The sequence below is a fragment of the Bdellovibrio sp. BIS2 genome, assembly GCF_055398295.1.
This window is the reverse complement of record NZ_AP035879.1, coordinates 640,953-662,587: the sequence shown is the minus strand read 5'-3', so window position 1 is coordinate 662,587 and position 21,635 is coordinate 640,953. Positions and strand designations below refer to the sequence as shown.

The window sequence follows — 21,635 nt, the reverse complement described above, 5'->3', positions numbered from 1 at the left end:
TTATCGGCAGTTATGTCTCGGAACGAAAGCCCCAACACTTGGGAATTACTCATATTTCGAACGTTTTGCGGTTGCTTTCCCAGATGTAAGTCTCAGAACAAGACCCTCGGCCCTATTTACAGATCGGAGCCTGAGGATCCTTCGCACACAGATAGGATTTGATTTCCTGATTTTCGTTTTTCAGGTTCTGATTTTCCTTCTCAAGCTGATCCATACGGTCGCTGACGCCAACGAGTTTCAGATAAAGTTCCTGCAAGGCCTTCACCACCGGAGCCAGCAACTCTGAATAGTTCACTCCATAATAGTCAGACTCCAACTCATGATGGATCAGACCCACCGGAGCATCACTCGCTGTGGATCGTTTCACTTCAGATTCCAGCTCCTGCGCCATGAAACCCCAATGTGTCTTGGCTTTCGCTTTGTCGCGGTCTGATTTCCATTTGTAGGACTTCGGCTGCAAAGACAGGATGAAATCCAGGCCCTGCGAAAGGTCCTGCACTTCGGTCTTCAAACGCTGATCTGAAGTCTGGATGGTTCCGTTCACCGCATAAACGGCCTTCCAGCGATACGTGGTGGTACCCAGATCAAAGGCGTTGTCCGTGCGAGGTCGCAGCAGACTACCCACCTGAACGCCCCCGGTAAAATCACCCTGATAGTTCAGATGCAAAGTCGCCCCCGTGTCTTTCACCAGCGCGCGAGAGCTGCCGGTGTTTCCACGATCCACCTGATTGTTGGTTCCCAGAACAAAATCAAATCCGCCATTGATCACTGTGGTGCCGCGCAGGGAACCCGCCACATCCAACGGGTAAGCCGGAGATATCGTTGCGATCCCGACATTCCCGGAGCTGGTGATGCGCATTTTTTCGGACATCGCCAAACCGGAACCTTTGTAGGCAAACCGCAAACTGTCCTGGATGTCGTCACCAAAATAAATCGTAGCATCCCCGTCGTTGATGGTCCCACTGTCCTCGTCGCGGTCCCAAATCGTGATCCCGGCAATGTCATTGGCCGCGCCCAGAACAGAAATTCCCAGACCCGTATTGTCCGTGCCCCCCAGATAAGCGTCCGCGACCGAGAATTTGGAAATTGGAGAGGTCGATCCAACCCCGACACTTCCAGTGGCAGTGACAGTCATACGGGGTATATCACTGGTCACCAAGTGCAACGGATGCGCACTGCCCGTCCCGACACCGAAGTTTGCCGCGGGATTGGTCGTGTAAGTACGAAGCATCACAGAATCCGCTTTGGGAATAGTGCCGCCCCCCCAGTTCCCAGTCACTCCCGTACCATAACTGATCAGCTGCGCTCCGTTGCCGTCAGACTCCAGATCCACAGCGGCCATGGCCAGATCCGCGGTGCTTGTATTTTTAATTAACAAGGCTGTGTCAGCGCCTTGATCCTTTTGCAGGTGCAATATTTTTGTTGGGGTCGCGACACCAATTCCCACATTCCCGTCAGAATTCACACGCATGTGTGGAGTCGTGCTTCCGTTGGCAGCAAAGTCAATAGGTGCCACGGTGTTGGTAGTCAAAAGCAAACCATTGGTAGCGGAACTGTTTGAAGCTAAAACCAAACGGTCCTGATATTGCGCCGAAGTGTGATCATTCGGATATACGGACAGCTGCCCGCTAACACCCGTTCCGACCAATTGCACGGTTGCCTGCGCCGAGGTGTTCCCGGCAGCCATGTTGTTTTCCACACGCAATTCGGTCGTGGCGTTCTGAGCTTTCAGAACATGCACCGTGCTTGCAGGACTGACAGTCCCTATCCCCACCGAAGAGTCGGACTTGAAAATAAACTGACCCGAACCACTCGTGGAAAAGTCTGCAAAGACCAAAGAACCAGCGCCCCCAGCACTGCCAGACCCCGTCGAAACCAAATTCCAGGTCTTGCCTCCAGCACTTGACGACGCCAATGCCAGACGCGAACCGCCGGTATCACTGGAGGTGAAGCGCCCCATGTTGATGGTGGAACCGCTCACATCCAAAACATGGACGGGAGTCATGCCGATCCCCACGTTTCCGGCAGAGCTCACCGTCATGCGAGTTGTACCATTGGTTTCAAATCCCAGGCTATTGGCGTCGTTGGTACCCAAAACAGCCGTTGTTCCAAAGCTGTTGCCACCTTGTTTGAAATAGGAACTGTCGTATGCCCCCGCCGGAAGATCCGTGGAAGCCAAAGCTCTGAATACAGGAGCCCCGGTCGCCCCTGCCGGTGCCGCAAAGAAAGTACCGGCCGACTGGGAACCAAAGTCCACTTTTGCTGCCGCAATCGTTCCGGAGATATTTGCTTCCGTGATCGAAATCGACTGACAGGTGAAAGAATCCGTCAGCGAAGACCAAGTCAAAGTTTGCGCGGCCGTACAAGCGGTGGAAGGAAAGATGGTATTGGCCGGAGTCACCGTCGAACGAATGTCCGCCAGACTTAGGAAATTGGGAACATACCCGGTGCCATCATAGCGCAGCACTTGCCCAGCCGCAGTCGGCGCTGTCGCGGAAATAGTTTTGCCACGTAGTTTTACAACATCCGGGTTGGGATAAGTTCCCCCCAGATCGCCCCCCGCAGTACCCGCCGGAGCCACACCGGAAATAGTCACCTCTGACACGGACGTCAGGCGGCCTTGAGCATCCACTGCCAACTGCGGAACTTTCGTCGCCGTTCCATAGGTGCCCGCGCCCACGCCGGTGTTGGCCAGATTCAAAGTCACTCCACCTGAGTTGCCACCGCCAGAAAGTCCGGTGCCCGCCGTGACACTTGTGATTGTGCCCCCAGCACCCGTCGCACTGATTGTGATCCCGCCAGGATTATTGGCGATCGTCACACCCGAACCCGCCACCAGATTGGCCACTTGAGGGGCATCTCCGGTCTTACCGATTAACAGTTGACCGTCAGTCATCACTGGAGCTTCCACAATTTTACCCGCACTTGAAATCATGATGCGGTTGTCGTTCAATGCCGTGCTGCTGTTGGTTCCCCCTTGCGCCACCGGCAGAGTCGCGGTCAGACCGCTGGCCTTGCCACTGATATCGCCGGAAATCTTTGAACCGGCAATCGTGCCCGTGATCTGGGCCTCGGTGATGGAAATGCTATAACAATCAAACTTGTTTGCCGGAGTTACAAACACCAGTGATTGTCCCGCCGTACAGGACGCCGGGAACATTGTCGCATCGATTTTATTGTTCAAAGCAGCACTCAAGCCGGAAACATCACCTGTGCCCAACGTCGAAGGCACCCAGGTGTTGGCCCCATCCAGCTTCAAAACCTGCCCCGTCGTCGGCGCCGTTGCACTGACATCCAGCCCGCGGATCTTTTCAGCATTCAAAAAACGGGCATCATTGCCAGCCGCGACAGCGCCCGCCGCCGTGCCCACGTTCAAGGAAATCACCGGGATGCTGGCTGTACCGCCCTTGACCAGTGGCGCGCTGACATTCACGTCAGAAACCATCCCGGCCCCACCCGCATCGTTCTGACAGACAAAGGCGGTCCCGTTGAAAGTCAGATACTGACCGGCAGCACAGGTGCTGACGGAGGACTTCAAGACAAAGTCAGTTTCACTTTTGTCGCCCAGTTTGGCGGCGGAATATGCGTAGTTGGCAAAAGGAACAGAGCGAATGGTGTTATTCGGTGTGATGGCCTTCCAACCCACACCATCATGGAATTGCACGCGCAAAATACGCACTTCATCCAGAGAAGGAGTGTACTTGGCGCCGCCGTCACAATCATGTTCAATGGAGTTATTAAATACGTCACGCAAACTGTAACCGGGAGTGCTTGGATACAACTTGGTGCCTTCACCGATCGGAATATCAAAGACCCCTTTGGATCCCTGCATGTTGACGGCATTTCGTTGCTCACGATAGAAAATGCAGGAACCGCTGACGTTGGTGACTTCAAAGGCGAAACTGACATTATTGAACTCCAGCGGAGTTCCATCTGTTTTTAGAATACGTCCCTGATAATTCAGGGTGGTTGGAGATGCGACGGCCTGCAGCCCAAATAAGAACAACCACAAAAACATCCCACTACGTACCCTCTTGCGTGTTTTCATAGGATACTTTTCGGCATTATTTTTACGAGGCCTTAACAGAGTTACGTGACGGTAATTCTAGTTTTCAAAGAGATGTTCCGCGAACCCTCTGAAAATGCGCACGAGTGTTTCAATCTAAGGCACTTCAAGACTTATGTATGTAGGGAATAAAAAAAGCCCCCGGCATTTCTGCGGGGGCTTATCAGGAATTCTCCTATTGATCTTGCAATCTACTGTTTTACCAGCTTCAGGGTCATGCTGCGTTCTTCATCAGCATTTTTAGAGAAGTGCTCGTTAGTCGCACACTCTGCCGGATTTGAAAGATCAGCAACAAAGTTGTTCTCAACTGTCACGGACGCTGTTGTCGCACTGATTTGGGTCATCGTCATCTTGTCGATGTAAGTACCACCGCAAGTGATCGTTCCGGTGCGGTCCGCATTCGGGAAGGTCGAGTTGAAGTGATGATTTTCCATCACTGTACCTACGTTGCCGATGATGAACAGTTCACCCAGCATGAATTGATCCTGGGCTTTTTCCATCTGGAACAGAACCTTGCCGGAACCCGTGTCACGGCATCCGTCGAAGGACGTGTCAGAACAAGTGCCTGTAGAGAAAACACCGGCCTGATTGCCGTTGCCATTGTTGTAGTCTTTATCCGAAGACAGTTCGTTGTTGTTTTCCCAGAAGACTCTGTAGCGTTTTTTGCAAGTTGCAGCACCCCAGTCGAAGTCTGGATTGTCGCCGCCGTTGCTCAATGCGCCCATCACACAATAAAGTTTGCAGGCGTCTTCGCTCATGCCCCAGCCACCGCCAGAGAAGTCAACTTCGCTGCAAAGTGTGGTACCGGAAACGATCGCACCGCCGCCCGTTTTTGTGGTTTTACCGCAAACTGCAGTCATGGTGTTGGTATGATCAGGATGCATTCGGGCCTTGGCCTTTGTCGTCAGTGTGCCAAGTTTCGTGGTGTCACTGATATCCATGGACACACCGCCGGTCATTGCACCAGCCCAGCCGCCTGTCGCTGTCCAGCCGCCATCAAGAGTGATGCCCTCTTTATCACCGCACGCCGTGCGAGCCGCGGCATCTTTCCAAACAGAAAGACCCGTTTTAGTGGCACCTGCTTTAGTCGCCTGCAACTGCTTCAGATAAACCGATGTTGGAATGTCTTCGGCGCTCTGGGCCCCGTTACAGCTTGTCACTGGAATACCGTTTTGATTCAAAGATGTTTCACAAGCACCGGTGATGCTCCAGGTCCCCGTGGGATCGGCCCAAACAACGGACGGAGCCACAGAAGAATTCTGCGTGATATTTGCCACCGGCACAGACACCTTGGCATCTGAGATGGACAAATCCGTCGGAAGTTGAATGGTCGTCGCACCTTGATTGACGGCAAGGCCGGAACCACCGGTCGCACCCGTCATCCCGGCTTCTTCCGCAGTGAACTCGAAGTCAGCAACACGCTTGCCTGATTTAACAATCATACAGCCAATCGGCTGACCCGCACCGCCCGTGATGGACAAAGAGAAAGTTCCATCATCAGAAAGAGCACTGTGCCCCGCAGTAAAAGGTTCCACCATCATCGCGCAGATCACGGTGTAATCCGAAGCAGCAAAGGTCGTCAGATCACCGGCTTTTGCCATCGGCTTTTGCATAGACTGCAAGCTGACGCCTGAAAAACCACCGCTGATCACCAATGCAGAGTCTTCCGAAGGACTGCTAGATCCCCCGCCACTGCAAGCTGAAATTAAAAGTGCTGTCCCTGTCACTGCCGTCACCATTCCGGCGACCATTTTCACTCGAGAATTTTTGGAAAACATTCTCTGTCCTTTCCTTCGTATTGAGTTTTCTGTTGGAAGTTAATCCACATTAATCGCTCTGAAAGACTGACAAAGAACAGTAAAGATGGGCAGTCCTTTGGGGCCCGAACTAGACTGAGCTTAATTAGAAATAATAAAACTGAACTTAATTCTGTTGAGGAAACAAACGAAGGTCCGAGATATTTTGCAGCCCCAGCAAGGCCATGAACAAACGTTCGACGCCCAAGGCGATGCCACCACTAGGTGGAAGTCCAGCCTCCAGGCACTGGAAGAACTCATCATCCAGACTGACGGGCTCCTTGTGCATTTCAGATTTCTTCTGCAGGTCTTCCTGGGAACGCAGACGCTGCACCGTCGGGTCGTTCAGCTCATGGAAGGCATTACAAAGCTCCATGCCTTTCCAATAAGCCTCAAAGCGGTCGCCCCAGCCATCCGATGTCAAACGTGCCAGAGCGGCTTGATACGGAGGATACTTTTCGACAAACACCAGCTCATCGGCAGGCAGTTGGCTTTCGATTTTATCCATGAAGATCAGAAAGAAATAGTCATCAATGCTTTCAGCGCTGCGAACATCGACACCGATTTTTTCCGCCAGCGTTTTCAGCTCCTCTTTGGACGTGTCCGGCTTCAATTCAAAACCACAGTGAACTTTGAAAAGCTCGGCCACGGAATATGAAGTCACCTTCACTGGGCCTGCGACTTTCATCGCTTGCGCCAGATGGCTGACCAGTTTGACGGTGTCTTCTTTAATCAACTTTAAAGAGGCATACGCACGATACCACTCCAGCATCAAAAATTCAGGCTGATGTCTTTCAGTAACTTCGCCGTTACGGAAACACGGAGCCAGCTCAAAGATTTTTTCTGCCCCCAATGCCAAAGCCTTTTTCAAATGCAGTTCAGGGCTTGTGGGTAAAAACAATTTCTGCTGGCGCGAACCGATCTTCAAGTTCGTGGAAAAAACATCCAGACTGGGTTCCGTCCCCGGACAGACCACCAGCGACGGCGTCTTCAATTCCACAAAGCCTTTAGAAACAAAGAATTCACGTAAAGATTGCAGGTAGGCGCCCCAATTTTGAGTCAATTCCTTGTTATAGGAACGATTCGGCAGGGATTGCTTTTGCGGCGCCAGCAGCACCACTTCAGTGGCCGAAACAACGGCAACGATGTCACCCTCAATCAAAAATTCAGAGTGCTTCGGGGCTTTTTCAAAATGGATTTTGTGAGTTTCGGAATCGCGGTGCAGGACCAGCTTTAAAGCGTCGCCTTCGCGTTCGATCTGATAAATGCGCCCGGCCGCCTGAGCATTTTCAGGCATTGCGGGATAGGGCTTCCAAATCTGGGTTAAAAAGTCATTTCGGCTCAAAGCCCTGCCACTTTAATGGCAAAGGCCCTGATCACGCAAGGAATCAAGCTGGGACAGGATGGAATCCATGTCATTCGCACCGTAAACAACATCTTCGTTCACCACGATACGGTGCTTCACCCAAGAGCCCTCAAAGATACCTTCGGAAGTCATCTTGCAGCTTGGAGTCGCCAAAGTCGAAGCATTCGCCGGACCCAAGTAAGTCACCATCACCATGAAACCTGTTGCTAGAAGTGCCAGAAGAACTCTCATATCCATCCCCTTGTATGTGCTGGTTCCTTATGACACCAGCAACCTCCCTGAAAACGTATAAAGCAAAGCCCTTGCCAACCCATTCTGGCCCCCCTTCAGGCACCCTCGCCCCGTCGGGTATCGGTCGATAAGACTTTTCACAAACGGCCCTTCGAGGTTGTCTTTTGGGGCATGATTGGTTATTGGAAGTGCTTAATTCTACTCGGAAAAGAGGTCTTTAATGGATTTGCAAAGAACCCTCCACACGCTCAAAGGATCCGCTGACTGGGTCAGTTTGCGTCACGTGACTGAAAAAACCACCTACCGCATGGTTCGCGATGAAAAGCCGGACCGTAACGTGATCAGTTTCGATCAAGGTGTCATGGTCGAGGTTTTGGTCGAGGGCCATTTTGGCTTTTCCGGTACCAGTGACCTGAGCAGCTCCGGGATCAAGCGCGCTTTGGATAAAGCCATCCTGATGGCCAAAGCGGCCAGCTCGCACAAAGTTCACAACTTCTCTGTGGACCAGCGCCCGATTGCCAAAGGAACTTACAAGTCCCCGGTGGTAAAACCTCTGGACTCCTTCTCGGCCAAAGAGATCTCGGACATTTTCGTGGACGCAACCCGCGCCATGAAAGTTTCCGATAAAATCGTCAGCCGTTCCGCCACGGCGATGATCGTGGAAACTCATTTCCACACGGTGACATCTTCGGGTTCCGACTTTGAACAAAGCTTCTCGATCGTGAACACGGACTTCTCGGCAACAGCCGCTGCCGGTGGCGAAACCCAGTCCCGTTCCGACAGCGGTGGTTTGGCCCGCTGTCTTCAGGTGGGGGCCGAGGTCTTTGACCGTGCTTCCATCCTGGAGCGTTCCAAAAAACTGGCGGAAGAAGCCGTGGAACTGCTTTCTGCCGACAACTGCCCGGACACGTCCATGGATCTGTTGCTGGCTCCAGACCAGATGACTTTGCAGGTGCATGAATCCATCGGTCACCCGCTGGAATATGACCGTATTTTGGGTGATGAAAGAAACTATGCCGGCTGGAGCTTCGTAAAACCTGAAGACTTCGGACACCTGCAGTACGGTTCCAAACTGATGAACGTGACTTTCGATCCGACCATCGAAGATGCCTTGGCCTCTTACGCGTTTGATGATTCCGGTCATCCAGCCACCAAAGAATTCCTGATTCACAACGGCTTGTTGGTGCGCGGTCTTGGCGGACTTGAGTCCCAAAGCCGTCTGAATCTGCCGGGTGTGGCGAATTCCAGATCATCCTCCTGGAATCGGGCGCCGATTGACCGCATGGCAAATATCAACCTTGAGCCGGGCACTTCCAAACTGGAAGACATGATCGCCTCTGTCGAGCGTGGTGTGTTCATGCTGGCGAACAAGTCCTGGTCAATTGACGACTATCGCAACAAATTCCAGTTCGGCTGCGAATACGCGAAGCTGATTGAAAACGGCAAACTGACGAAAACCGTGAAAAACCCTAACTATCGCGGCACCACCGTGAAGTTCTGGAACAATCTGAAAGCGGTCAGTGAAACTCGCGAGACCTTTGGCTCCCCTTACTGCGGTAAAGGCGAACCAAATCAGGTGATCCGCGTGGGTCACACAACACCTTACTGCCTGTTTGCTGATGTGGAGGTTTTCGGTGCTTAATTTTACAGAAAAAACCAAACAGTCCTTCAACATCGTGGCCGATCACCTTTTGTCACTTCTGAAAAAAGATGAGGCTGCCAACGTGAATCTGCACGCGGAAGAATCCCTGTTCGTGCGTTTCAACGCCAACAAGGTCCGTCAGAACACGCACGTCGAACAGCGTTCTCTGACTTTGACTCTGCAAAAAGACGGCAAGACCGCGAACATCAATTTCTCGATCACGGGCGAAGTCGATGAAGACAAAAAACGTGTCGAGTTCTGGCTGGATCAAGCCCGTCAGGAATGCGCTCTGCTGCCGGAAGATCCGTACCAGGTGGCCATCGTCAATAACGGCACCAGCGACAGCACGTTTAAAGGCTCTTTGCTGAAAGACGAAGAGGTGATCAAGGCCATCACCACTCCGGCAACGGGTGCTGACTTTGCCGGTCTTTACTGTGCGGGTCCGATCATTTCTGCGAACAAAAACTCGGCCGGTCAAAGCCACTGGTTTGCGACGGAAAACTTCTTCGTGGATTATTCCCTGTACATGGGTGAAAAAGCCGTGAAGTCGATCTATGCCGGGACTCACTGGGACCAAAAAGAGTTTGCGGCGAATATTGCCCAAAGTAAAAATCAACTGAGTTTGATGGATCGCCCTAAGAAAGTCCTGCAGCCAGGTGCTTACCGCACTTATCTGGCTCCGGGCGCGGTGGCGGAACTGGCTTCGATGTTCTCTTGGGGGGCGTTGAGCTTTAATGCTTACAAACAAGGTGGCAGCGCTTTGATGAAACTGGCGGACAAGGAAAAGTCCCTGTCCCCGCTTTTCAGTGTGCGTGAAAACTATGCCATGGGTCTGACCCATCGTTATAACTCGTTGGGGGAACTGGCTCCGGAAACGCTGAAGCTGATCTCCAACGGCCAGTTGGACAGCTATGTGATCAGCAGCCGTTCAGCCAAGGAATACGGTGTGGAAGGCAACGCCGGGGATTCTTATGAAGGTCCTCGCGCGATGGAGATCCTGCCGGGGTCCTTGAAAAAAGACGACATTTTGAAAGAACTAGGCACGGGACTCTATTTGTCGAATCTGCATTACCTGAACTGGTCCGACCGCCTGAATGCGCGCATCACCGGCATGACCCGTTATGCGTGTTTCTGGGTGGAAAACGGCGAAATCGTGGCGCCGATCGCGGATCTGCGTTTTGATGAAAGCCTGTTTGACTGCCTGGGTGAAAACCTGCTGGCCGTGACGGACTTCCAAGAGGTGGACCCGATGGTTTCCACTTATGAAAGCCGTGCTTTAGGTGGCAAAAAAGTGCCGGGCATGCTAATCAAGGACTTTAAATTCACTCTCTAAGGAGCGTCATGGTTACCTATATCGTTCAACTGGCAGTTCGTTGGGAGACATACCCTGAGTACGTCGAATGGCTTAAAAACGAACACATCGCTGAAGTACTTGCTCTACCGGGCTTTATCAAAGCGGAGCTTTGCTTGCGTAAAGGCGGCGCCATGGAGGCGTCCAGCAAAGACGTGAAAATCATTTACACCCTCAAGGATGAAGACGCGATCAAGACCTATATGTCTGAATACGCGATGCAAATGCGCGAAAAGGGGCTGGAAAAATTCTCTGGTCAGTTCTCTGCCCAGCGCGAAGTGTGGCTTGAAACTATTAATTTTACGTCAAAATAACCCTAAGGGGCTATGAATTCCCCTCTTGCGGGTGTATGTTGGGAATGTAAACAAAGGAGACCTTGTGGCAACTGCAGCTTTCCAAAAAATTCTAGAGAATCTTTCTGGCAATAAAAACGTTCAAAACCTTCTTGAAAGCTTCCAAAAGCTGAGCGACGAGATCAAAAAGAAAGAGTCTGAGCTTAAAGGCCGTTTTGATCAGGAAAAAGAAGACAAGATCGAACTGGCTTGGAAGAAATATCAGGAGATCGTAAAAGTTCTTTCTACTTCCGAAGCGAAATTGGAAAAAGAAGTGAACAGCACTATTTCCAAAATCAAAAAGTCTGCGGACGATCTGGAAAAAAACATCCAGGCTTACAAAAAGAAAGCCATCGTTCAAAAGACCAAGCTAGAAAAGTCCTTGTTCAAAAAACAAACGACTAAAAAAGCTTCCTCCAAAAAAGCCGCTGCTAAACCAGCTGCAACAACAAAGAAAAAAGCGACAGTAAAAAAAGCTGCCGCCAAAAAAACGACCAAGAAAGTTTCCAAGAAGAAGTAATTCCTCTCGAAACAACTTAAGTCACAAAAAAAGGAAGGCCCCAAGCCTTCCTTTTTTTTATTCCCAACCCCCAAAAGGTACCTGCTTACTTTTTCCCGGTCCTTGATCTTGTGGCTCTGGGACCTTTTGTCTTGTTCCGCGATAAACTGTGGACACTTTGTGTTTGCCACTGACAGCATGAATAGACATCTAGGGAGGGACTACTATGAAACATCTGCTTCTTTCACTTACAGTTTTGTTGTCTGGCGCGGCGGCTCAGGCTCAGGATCTTTTCTGCAAGCTTACGGTGAACAACGAAGTGATGGTCGACACGAAAGTGTCCACTGTTGTCGGTAAAAATGCTGCCATCGGCACTTACGACAATTATCAAATCAGCGTGCGCAATCAGGGCGCTGGCAAATTCTATATCGAAGTTTACGAAACCAACGTGTCCCGTTCCTACGCTGACGGCGTTCTGCGCACAGAAGAGGACGAAACCAAATGGACCCTGTGGAGTCGTGAAATTCTGATGGAAGCTTCCTGCCGTCTGGCGATCTAGTTTTCATCCGCTAAACCCAAAACCTAAAACGGACCGAACCACCTTCGGTCCGTTTTTTTATTCCCTAAAAGGCCCCCCGGTGACGGTTTTGGGCCCTCAAACCCCGGCCTATGGGTTCCATATCAAATATAAGCTTTCCTCCGAATGGCGGGGGAATTGCTGTATTTCAGGGAATGGTTAAGAAGTTATTATTCTTTAGCTTATTCGTTCTTCAGATCCTGGTCGCCCCGGCCCTGGCCGACAGCTATGACTATGCCCGGATCTTTGATGTGGCTTTCAAAACCATGACCCAAAAGGACCTCTATAAGGCCCTGAACGAATCCATCATTCAGCAGAAAAATCCCCTGACTCAAAGTCAGTTGGTGTTCTTGCTGAAGAAAAATCCTGAATACATCGCGATCCTTGAAGACACGACGGCAAAGTTGGCCAAAACCCAAAGTGAATCACCCGAGGCCTACGCCGCCTATTTAAAAGAAGTTAAAACCCAACTGAAGACCGTGGTGCAAACCCCGCGCTTTGCCGAACAACTGGCTAAATACGAAAGCCCGTCCCAGCCCCTGACAATGGATCTGCCGGGTGGGTCTCCGGGATTCCGTGGCATGCGTTTATTCATCAATCACCCGCATCTAAAAACCATCAACGGCAAAACCCGCACCTTACCGGGCGATGACCTGCGCAAAGTCGTCGTGGACTTCATCACCGGGGCCGAGCAGGAAATCTGGTACAATGTTTTTGATTTCGATCTGAAAGTAATCGCCGATGCTTTGAAAAACCAGCACACGAAAAAAGGTGTGAAGGTCACTGGCGGCATTGATGCCGGTACGATCAACACCCGTCCTGAAGTGAAAGCCATCTTTGATGATCTTGCCACTTTGGAAGGTGAAAGTTTTAAAACGGTCGCAGTAAAATCCGTGGGCCTGAATCATCAGAAGATCATTCTGCGCGACCCGTTTGGCCCAAAGGCCGCCGTGCTGTTCCTGTCCGGCAACTTCACCCAAAGCTGCATCGGTCCTGAAGGGGATCTGGTGAATCTGCCACCGGAAAAACGCAACGAGTTTTCCATCCCGAACGCCAATCATGCTTTGATGATCCTGGGCACTTTGCCAGCACAAGCCACCAAGGCCGAGCTTAAGAAAACCCTGGAATACAAAATCCGTGGTCAAAGCCAGTACCCGATCAGTGGCAGTTACAAAATCATGGGCGAAAAGAAAAGCCCGCATGAAGAAGCCTCTTACATCGTCCTGTCATTCTCGCCCAACGGCGGTGAAGGTGATGTGAACAAAAGCATTTTCGTGCCGCTGATTCAAAACTCCAAAGGTCCGATTGAGGCTGTGCACTTTGCGTTTTCTTCCAAGCAAATTCAAAGCGCGCTGATTGAACGTGCCGCCCGTGATATGAAGGAAAAAGGCCAATTTGAATTCCGCTCGGTCGGAGACACCCCTTTTGCCATGCGTGAATGGAGTGCGTTCCTGCTGCTATCCGGACTTAAAAAAGATCTGACCTCGGGCAAGTATCTGACAGATGCGGAAGCTCCGATTCTGCAGGCCCTGGGTGCCGCAGGTGTGACGGACCTTCAGGACAAGATCCGCACAGCGCCGGCGATTTACGGTGAACGCCACTTCCGGCTGGAAGATGGTACGGCCGTGAAGACCACGTCCAAAATTCATCACAAGGTGTTTATCTTCCCTGAAGATTCGACGGCTGTTTTGGGAACATCCTTTAATCCGAGTGAAAACGCTGAAAACAACAACGAGCAGATCGTGATCGTCAAAGATGCCGCCATCGTGGAACAAGCCCGAGGTCTGTTCGGATATCTGTACCAACAGTCAGCCCGGTCCGTAACCCAGGAAGCAAATAAACGCAATTTGAAGGCGCTGCCTTCCCCGGACGAGACTGTGGGCGATGAATCCATGGAAAGAGATCAATAAGGCTGACAGATTCCACGGCTTCTGTTAGCTTTCTGTTCATGAAGTTTCTGCGCAGCACATTGAAGTATCTGATGTTTTTCACGTTGGGGATCGTGACCTGCGCCTTTGTCGGAATGGCTGTCATCACCTACTACACGGTCGACTATCTGATTCAGGATCCCGCGACCACCACCTCTGTTCAAAAGAAACCTTACCCCGTAGCCAAAGCCACTTTGACTCCGGATTTGAAAGCCGCTGATCCGGCCTCGGAACAAGAGCTGATTCCCGCGTCCTCCAAAGAAAACTTCCGCAAAGCCTTCGACACTTCAAGGTCGTTTGTGATGATGAGTGCCGAGATCGGCGATCTGGTGCGCAAGCTGGAAAAAGCCAATATGCCGCCGCTGTGCCCGTCGCTGTGTGATGCCAGTCACATGGACCGCGAGCAACTGAGAGAAAACAAAGTCGCCTATCTGGAAAAGTACTATCAGCAACAAGGCACCCGCGCCCTGCAGGATCCTGATTTCCGTCTGATCACCGATGATATCAGCCGCATTCACCGCCTGATGGTTCCAGCCCACAAGATCATGACCAAGATTGATCGCCTGAAAGAACGCCAGCAAAACCCTGAAGGTGTCAGCACCACAGATAAGCTGGTTATCACTGCAGAAATTCAAGGCGCGGTGTTAACTGATTTCTATGGCTTTGTTCACAACGTCGAAGCGCTGAAATCCGAAGACAGGAAAATGAAGCTGATTCGCGATCTGCGTAAATCCTGCCACAAAGGCAAATCTGCCAAACAACTGATATCAGAGTGCGACTCAATAATGTCGCAACAATAAATCACTTTCGTATCTATTGATTGAATATCACACTCAAATGAATTACCTATAGGACCCTATGGGAAAAGGCCTCTCTCGCACACAAGTTTTCTTCATGACCCTGACCTGCATTCTGGTTGTGGGCAATATGTACTACAACCAACCGCTGCTGGGGATTCTCGCGCGTGAATTTGGTGTGACAGAAAGCAAAGTATCTTTGGTTCCGGCCTTCACCCTGATCGGTTATGCCTTGGGTATTTTGTTCCTGGTCCCGATGGGCGACATGATTGAACGCCGTAAACTGATCCAAGGCTCCATGACCATGGCGGGCCTGCTGGCCATCGCACTTCCATTCAGTCCAACCCTGGGTGTGTTCTGTGCGATCAGTTGTGTGATGGGCTTCTTCAACGTGTCCCAGTCTGTGTTGATTCCCTTTGCGGCAAACCTGGCCAAACCTGAAGAGCGCGGCAAAGTCGTCGGCATCGTTCTGTCCGGAATTCTGATTGGCTCTTTGATGGCAAGAACCCTTGCAGGTTTCATTGCGCAGTACTTCGGCTGGAAGACGGTGTTCATTTTTGCCGGTTCGGTCAGCTTGATTCTTTCCATCGTGTCACAGTTCGTGCTGCCGATGTCCGAACCTAACTTCAAGGGCACCTACAAACAGCTTCTGCTTTCCACCGCCAAACTTTTCCGTGAACTTCCCACCATGCGCGAAGCGGCTTTGATGGGCGCGATCTTGTTTGGAACGTTCTCGGCTTTCTGGACGACGCTGACCTTCCTGCTGGAGGCCGCTCCGTTCAACTATGATCCAAAAACCATCGGCCTGTTTGGCGCCCTGGGCATGATCGGTGCTTTGGCTGCTCCTTTGGCCGGGCGTTATGCCGACAAAAAAGGCGCTGCGGCGACCATCCGTATGGGTCTTTACTGCTCCATGGGGGCCTTTGCCCTGTTGGCGCTTTCCTCCACCTTCGTAGCAGGAATCATCCTGGGCGTTTTGGTGCTGGATCTGGGCATTCAGGTGGCCCATATCTCCAATCAGTCCCGCGTGTTTAGCCATGCGCCCGAGTACCACTCCCGCCTGAACACGATTTACATCTTTGCCTACTTTACCGGAGGAAGTCTCGGGTCTTACGTGGGCTCAACGCTATGGAGCTGGGGCCAATGGCCTGCTGTCAGCCTGGGTGGGCTCGGCTTTTGCCTGATCGCGACCCTCATTTTCCGCCGGGGGCAGAAAATCCGAGCGGCCGCCGCCAAAATAGCCTAAGATATACCCATTTCGCCTCGCATTAGCTCAAGCGCTCTCGTTGCAGAACTTTCATCCTTGAGGGTGGTTATGTTAGTCTCGGGGCGTTTATAGAGGTGTGAATGAAAATCGCTGATCTTTCTCCTAAGAATGAGTTTATCCCCCGTCACATTGGTCCTACAGATTCTGACATCCACGAGATGTTGAAAACTCTGGGTTTCAATTCCCTGGATCAAATGGCTGACAAAGTTATCCCGGCACAAATCCGCACAACCCACACTTACGCAGATGTGGGCTCAGGTATTTCTGAGCACGGTCTTTTGAATCATCTGAAACAGATGGTTTCCAAAAACAAAGTTTACAAAAACTATATCGGCATGGGTTACCACGACACCATCACTCCGACTGTGATTCAAAGAAACATCTTTGAAAATCCAGTGTGGTACACAGCCTACACTCCTTATCAGCCAGAGATTTCTCAAGGCCGCTTGGAAGCTCTGTTGAACTTCCAAACGATGATCGCTGATCTGAACGGCATGGAAATCGCCAACGCCTCTTTGCTTGATGAGGGCACGGCGGCGGCTGAAGCGATGTTCATGGCGCACTCTCTTTGCAAAAACAAAGCAAACGCGTTTGTTGTTTCCCCGGACATGCACCCGCATGTGATCGAGGTTATCGGCACTCGTGCAGAGCCGCTGGGCTTTGAGATGATCGTGATGGATCCGGCGAAGTATGATTTCGCAAAACCAGTGTTCGGTGTGTTCTTCCAGTATCCAAACACCAACGGCACGGTTGAAGACTATGCCGACATCGCAAAAAAATACAAAGACCACGGCGCGCTGGTGACAGCTTCCACGGATCTGCTGGCGATGACATTGCTGACTCCTCCGGGTGAATGGGGTGCTGACATGGTGGTGGGTAATTCCCAGCGCTTTGGCGTGCCACTGGGCTTCGGTGGTCCTCACGCCGGTTTCCTGGCAACGAAAGACGCTTTCAAGCGTTTGATGCCGGGCCGTCTGGTGGGTGTCAGCGTGGATTCTCAAGGCAAGTCCGCTTTGCGCCTGGCTTTGCAAACTCGTGAACAACACATCCGTCGTGAAAAAGCGACTTCCAACATCTGTACGGCTCAGGTGCTTCTGGCGAACATGGCTTCCATGTACGCGGTTTACCACGGCCCTGCAGGCTTGAAGAAAATCGCTCTGCGCATTCAGCGTCTGACGGCGATCCTTTCTGCGGGTCTTAAAAAATTGAATCTTGAAGTTGCTGCGGGTCACGTGTTTGACACCGTGACGGTGAAAACCGACAAAGCGGCAGAGATCATCGCTCAGGCTGAAAAGATGCAAATGAACTTCCGCAACTACGGCGGCGGCAAGCTGGGTGTTTCCCTGAACGAAGCAACGACTTTGGAAGACGTTGAACAAATCTGGGCTGCCTTCAACCTTGGCAAAGCGGCGGGCTTCACAGCCTTGTCTGTGGATGAGTCCTTGGCAGATGTGACCTTGCCAGCGAACTTGACTCGTTCCTCGGCTTACATGACTCATCAGGTATTTAACTCTCACCACAGCGAAACAGAAATGCTTCGCTACATTCACCATTTGCAAAACAAGGATCTGACGCTGACTCATTCCATGATTCCGCTGGGCTCTTGCACGATGAAACTGAATGCGACGACTGAACTTGTGCCGGTTTCATGGCCTGAAATCAGCAAGCTGCACCCGTTTGCGCCAACCGCGCAAGCCGTGGGCCTGATCGAAATGATCCATGATCTTGAGAAAAAACTTTGCGACATCACTGGTTTTGCAGCAGTCAGCTTGCAACCGAATGCGGGTTCTCAGGGTGAATACGCGGGTCTTTTGGTGATCCGCAAGTATCACCAGTCCCGTGGCCAGGGTCATCGCAACATCTGCTTGATTCCATCTTCCGCGCACGGAACCAATCCTGCTTCTGCAGCGTTGGTGAACATGCAGGTTGTGGTTGTGGCGTGTGACGATCAGGGTAACGTTGATGTGACGGACCTGAAAGCCAAAGCCGAACAGCACAAAGACAATCTGGCAGCATTGATGATCACTTACCCTTCCACACACGGTGTGTTCGAGGAAGGCATCGTGGAAATCTGCAAGATCATCCACGACAACGGCGGTCAGGTTTACATGGACGGCGCGAACATGAATGCTTTGGTTGGCATGTGCCGCCCAGGTGTGTTCGGTCCGGACGTTTCCCACATGAATCTGCACAAGACCTTCTCGATCCCTCACGGTGGTGGCGGTCCGGGTGTAGGTCCTATCGGTGTGGGCGCGCACTTGGCAGAATTCCTGCCGAAGCACTCTTTGGTGCCAGAAGCGGGTCCTGCCAACGGGATCTCTGCAACGACGTCGGCTCCTTGGGGCAGCGCGAGCATCCTGCCAATCTCCTGGGCTTACATCACCATGATGGGCGCTCAAGGTCTGCGCAAAGCCACTTTGGTCAGCATCCTGAGTGCAAACTACATCGCGAAGAAGCTGGAAGCTCATTACCCTGTTCTTTACAAAGGTAAAAACGGTCTGGTGGCGCACGAGTGTATCGTGGATGTTCGCGAGATCAAAAAGACCTCTGGCATTGACGTGACTGACGTTGCAAAACGTCTGATGGACTTCGGTTTCCATGCTCCGACCATGAGCTTCCCGGTGGCAGGCACTTTGATGATCGAGCCAACTGAATCTGAATCCAAAAAAGAACTGGATCGTTTCATTGAATCCATGGTGACCATCCGCAAGGAAATCAATGCGGTTGAAACCGGCAAGATGGACAAAGAAAACAATGCGCTTAAAAACGCTCCTCATACAGCGCAGATGCTGATGAAACCTGAATGGAATCATCCGTACAGCCGTGAAGAGGCCGTTTATCCGGTTGAATGGTTGCGTGGTAACAAGTTCTGGCCGGTTGTTGGCCGTGTCGACAACGCTTACGGTGACAGAAACCTGATTTGCTCCTGCCCTTCTATTGAAGACTACCAGGCGTAATGAAGCGCATCCTTCTTATCCGCTTAGATAAAATCGGTGACCTGATCTGCAGCATGCCTGTAGATCAGGTTTCTTTTTTAGAGGGTTGGGATAAGCACTGGGTGATCGCCAAAGGTTTGGGATTCGTCCCTGAAAACGCCGACCCTCAAAGAAAATTTCTGGAACTGAAAAAAGACGACGCCAAGGAGTCTCTGCCAAAACTAAGAGCCTTCTTGCGTGAATACCGCCCTGATGTCGCCGTCAGCCTGCAGGCCCCGTGGTGGGTCAGCTATGCACTTTGGACAGAAGGCGTGCCCGTTCGCGCGGGTGTGCGTTCGCAGTGGCACAGCTTTTTGTTTTTGAATAAAGGCCTGCGCCAGCGTCGCAGTCTCGCGGTTCAACACGAGGCTGATTACAATCTGGATGTCCTGAAGCACGCCCTTGGCATCAGCGAAAATGTAAAAACCCCGGTTTTGAAACTGACGGCCCCGGAAAACCCGGCGCTGCTTTCCAAATACCACCTGACTGCGCAAAACTATGTTGTGGTTCATCCCGGCATGGCAGGATCAGCCCTGAACTGGCCGATTGGCAATTACATCGAACTGATCAAAAAGGTGTCTGAAACCACGCAAGTGGTTCTGACCGGCACCCCGGCCGATGAAAAATGGCTGACCGAGATCAAAGCGACCTTCAAAGACCACAAAAACGTCCTAAGCCTGCAAAGTCTGCTGACAGCCACCGAGCTGTTCACGGTGCTTAAGAACGCCAAAGCGGTGGTGGTGCCAAGCACGGGTGTTGCGCATATGGCGGCTTCTTTAGGCACTCCGGTTCTGGGTATTTACCCGCACGTGCGCGTGCAAAAACCCCTGCGCTGGGCGGCCCGTGGACCTAAAGTGCATATTTTCGAAGCCCCGACCCAAAATGCCGATGGCAGTGTCTGCGACGGCGCCCACTGTGAAGAATTTCACTGTATGGCAAAAATTAAGGTCGAGGATTTGCTTCAGGCCCTGTCCTCCCTTTAGAATACCTTCATGCAAAGAGAATTCACCTGTCCCGCTTCTTTTGAAGAATCCATCAATCGTGCCCTGGCGACTTACAAGTTGTCGTTGAAGGATTCCAAGGCCCTGGCCAAATGTGTGCTGGCCTTGTCGGACTTCTTTATCGCCAAACCTGACAGCCCCACCCCTTGGAACGAATCCTGGGCGCAGGTGGCGTATCTTTGTTATTACCTGCCGCTGAATTCAACCCGCCTGACCGGACTGATTGAAGAGGCCGACAAGCGCGGATTCTTTAGTGGCCTTTCCCACGTGATCGATTTCGGTGCGGGCCTGGCGACGGCATCAATGACCTTGAATGAAAAACACAAGTTCAGCTATCAATTAATCGAGCGCGCGGCCGAGCCCCAAAATCTGATTGAAAAGCACTTTCCGCAGTTCCCGCCTCAGGAATGGCTGCGCACCTTCAGCGGGGCCCGCCTGAAAGACGGGGCAAAAACCCTGGCGCTGTTTTCTTATTCTTTGACCGAGCTGACAGAACTTCCGGACTGGGCTTATCAGTGCGAAGCCCTGATGCTGGTCGAACCATCCACCCAGCAAGATGGCAGAAAGCTTTTACAGTTGCGTCAGAAGCTTTTGGAAAAAGGCTATCACGTATGGGCCCCGTGCACGCATGAACAGGCTTGTCCTCTATTAACCCAGTCTAAAACCGACTGGTGCCATGACCGGGTACATTTCAAAGCACCGTCCTGGTTCACTGCCCTGGAAGCCGAGCTTCCGATGAAAAACCGCACACTGACCATGAGCTATGTGCTAATGAGAAAAACCAAACCGCAAGCCATCACAGCGGCCCGTGTGGTGGGCGACCGCCTGAAAGAAAAAGGCAAGGACCGTCAGATGATCTGCCGTGGTTCCGAGCGCGAGTTTTTGGCGTGGCTTCACAAGACCAAGATCGAACAGGACATCCCGCGCGGGGTTCTGGTTGATATTCCGAACGACATTCAAAAAGTTTCAAATGAACTGCGGGTCAGCCGCGAGATCACAGTTCTTTAGGGATAGTTCCGCCCGCAAATACTTCTTCCACTCTCCGGATCGGCGCAAGCGCTGGATTTCACCCTCCAGCCATTTGTGCAGATCTTTTTGGGACTGTGGCGACACCAGAATTTTTCGATCAAAGCGCTCAATGGTTTTATCCGAGATGTAAATCTGATCTTGCAGCCCCAGATCGCGAATCAAATAGACGGCCACAATCCGGCCCATAACCATAAAGTCAATCCGCCCCCGGGCCAGCATGCGCAGACTGTTATTAAAGGACTGTGTGGATTCGGCTTTTACCATTCCGGCTTTTTCCAACTGCTGCACCGGCTCGACAGCATGACCCAGAACAATCGAAGTTCTTTTACCCTGCAGTGAAGCCGGACTTTCGTATTCCAGAGCGCGTTTACGAGGCGAAAGCACCAGATTTTCATCTTCCATCAGAGCCGATGTCCAAAGGTACTTCTTTTCATCGCCATCCCCGAACCACTTCGGCGAAACCAAAGGAACCACATAAACACCGCTGCGCTGAAGAATCTTCTGCAAGCGAACCCGGGGGACAACCACCACCTTGAACTGATATTTTCCCTGGGACCGCACTGTCAGAAGTGATGCCAGATCATAGACAAGACCCTGCTCTTTTTTCTGATCAACCACAAATGGTGGAGTGTCGTAAGGCGAAACCATCTCAATCACTTGCGCAGCGGAAGTGATGACGGAATAGCAAAGCAGTGCCGATACGATCCAGAGCAGACGCATAGTATTCCCCTTGGTCTGTACTGTTATTCTACCACAGACCAGTGTTCAACAAGAGCTT

Annotated in this window: 16 protein-coding genes; 11 read left to right on the top strand and 5 right to left on the bottom strand. The window is 51.6% G+C overall.

Going from position 1 to position 21,635, the window contains the following annotated elements:
- Positions 1–112: 112 nt before the first annotated feature.
- The 4 genes from ACZ520_RS03240 to ACZ520_RS03225 form a co-directional block, all read right to left on the bottom strand.
- On the bottom strand, positions 113–4,018 hold the full coding sequence (locus ACZ520_RS03240; protein WP_464127542.1) for a tail fiber domain-containing protein: 3,906 nt from the start codon (positions 4,016–4,018) through the stop codon (positions 113–115).
- 239 nt (positions 4,019–4,257) lie between these two features.
- On the bottom strand, positions 4,258–5,844 hold the full coding sequence (locus tag ACZ520_RS03235) for a hypothetical protein (RefSeq protein ID WP_088566205.1): 1,587 nt from the start codon (positions 5,842–5,844) through the stop codon (positions 4,258–4,260).
- Positions 5,845–5,989: 145 nt separating this feature from the next.
- Complete coding sequence (gene epmA, locus ACZ520_RS03230) at positions 5,990–7,159, bottom strand: EF-P lysine aminoacylase EpmA (protein WP_464127540.1); 1,170 nt, start codon at positions 7,157–7,159, stop codon at positions 5,990–5,992.
- Positions 7,160–7,219: 60 nt separating this feature from the next.
- Entirely contained in the window at positions 7,220–7,459 is a 240-nt protein-coding gene (locus tag ACZ520_RS03225) for a hypothetical protein (RefSeq protein ID WP_041583456.1), read from the bottom strand.
- A 220-nt stretch (positions 7,460–7,679) separates the two neighbouring features.
- Here ACZ520_RS03225 and ACZ520_RS03220 point away from each other — a divergent pair, with 220 nt between their 5' ends.
- The 11 genes from ACZ520_RS03220 (at position 7,680) to ACZ520_RS03170 (ending at position 20,836) form a co-directional block, all read left to right on the top strand.
- Positions 7,680–9,101, top strand: coding sequence for a TldD/PmbA family protein (locus ACZ520_RS03220; RefSeq protein ID WP_088566207.1), 1,422 nt, complete (start codon positions 7,680–7,682; stop codon positions 9,099–9,101).
- Complete coding sequence (locus ACZ520_RS03215; RefSeq protein WP_464127537.1) at positions 9,094–10,434, top strand: TldD/PmbA family protein; 1,341 nt, start codon at positions 9,094–9,096, stop codon at positions 10,432–10,434. Before ACZ520_RS03220 ends, ACZ520_RS03215 begins: the two co-directional genes overlap by 8 nt.
- Before the next feature lie 8 nt (positions 10,435–10,442).
- A complete protein-coding gene (locus ACZ520_RS03210) occupies positions 10,443–10,766 on the top strand; it encodes a DUF4286 family protein (RefSeq protein WP_011163259.1) in 324 nt (107 codons plus the stop codon).
- A gap of 64 nt (positions 10,767–10,830) precedes the next feature.
- Positions 10,831–11,304, top strand: coding sequence for an actin-binding protein (locus ACZ520_RS03205; RefSeq protein ID WP_235046243.1), 474 nt, complete (start codon positions 10,831–10,833; stop codon positions 11,302–11,304).
- A gap of 205 nt (positions 11,305–11,509) precedes the next feature.
- On the top strand, positions 11,510–11,842 hold the full coding sequence (locus ACZ520_RS03200) for a hypothetical protein (protein ID WP_416479462.1): 333 nt from the start codon (positions 11,510–11,512) through the stop codon (positions 11,840–11,842).
- A gap of 173 nt (positions 11,843–12,015) precedes the next feature.
- Positions 12,016–13,770: a hypothetical protein gene (locus tag ACZ520_RS03195; RefSeq protein WP_464127534.1), complete on the top strand. Its 1,755-nt coding sequence runs from the start codon at positions 12,016–12,018 to the stop codon at positions 13,768–13,770.
- Positions 13,771–13,808: 38 nt separating this feature from the next.
- Entirely contained in the window at positions 13,809–14,588 is a 780-nt protein-coding gene (locus ACZ520_RS03190) for a hypothetical protein (protein ID WP_464127532.1), read from the top strand.
- A gap of 58 nt (positions 14,589–14,646) precedes the next feature.
- On the top strand, positions 14,647–15,831 hold the full coding sequence (locus ACZ520_RS03185; protein ID WP_464127530.1) for an MFS transporter: 1,185 nt from the start codon (positions 14,647–14,649) through the stop codon (positions 15,829–15,831).
- A gap of 101 nt (positions 15,832–15,932) precedes the next feature.
- On the top strand, positions 15,933–18,809 hold the full coding sequence (gene gcvP / locus ACZ520_RS03180) for an aminomethyl-transferring glycine dehydrogenase (RefSeq protein ID WP_464127528.1): 2,877 nt from the start codon (positions 15,933–15,935) through the stop codon (positions 18,807–18,809).
- Complete coding sequence (locus ACZ520_RS03175) at positions 18,809–19,810, top strand: glycosyltransferase family 9 protein (RefSeq protein ID WP_464127526.1); 1,002 nt, start codon at positions 18,809–18,811, stop codon at positions 19,808–19,810. Before gcvP ends, ACZ520_RS03175 begins: the two co-directional genes overlap by 1 nt.
- Positions 19,811–19,819: 9 nt before the next feature.
- The gene (locus ACZ520_RS03170) at positions 19,820–20,836 is read left to right on the top strand and encodes a small ribosomal subunit Rsm22 family protein (protein ID WP_464127524.1); all 1,017 of its coding nucleotides are present in this window, start codon (positions 19,820–19,822) and stop codon (positions 20,834–20,836) included.
- On the opposite strand, the gene ACZ520_RS03165 is transcribed toward ACZ520_RS03170, so the two are convergent.
- Positions 20,795–21,577 (bottom strand): substrate-binding periplasmic protein, encoded by a 783-nt coding sequence (locus tag ACZ520_RS03165; protein ID WP_464127521.1) that lies wholly within the window; start codon positions 21,575–21,577, stop codon positions 20,795–20,797. The genes ACZ520_RS03170 and ACZ520_RS03165 overlap by 42 nt on opposite strands.
- Positions 21,578–21,635: the final 58 nt, after the last annotated feature.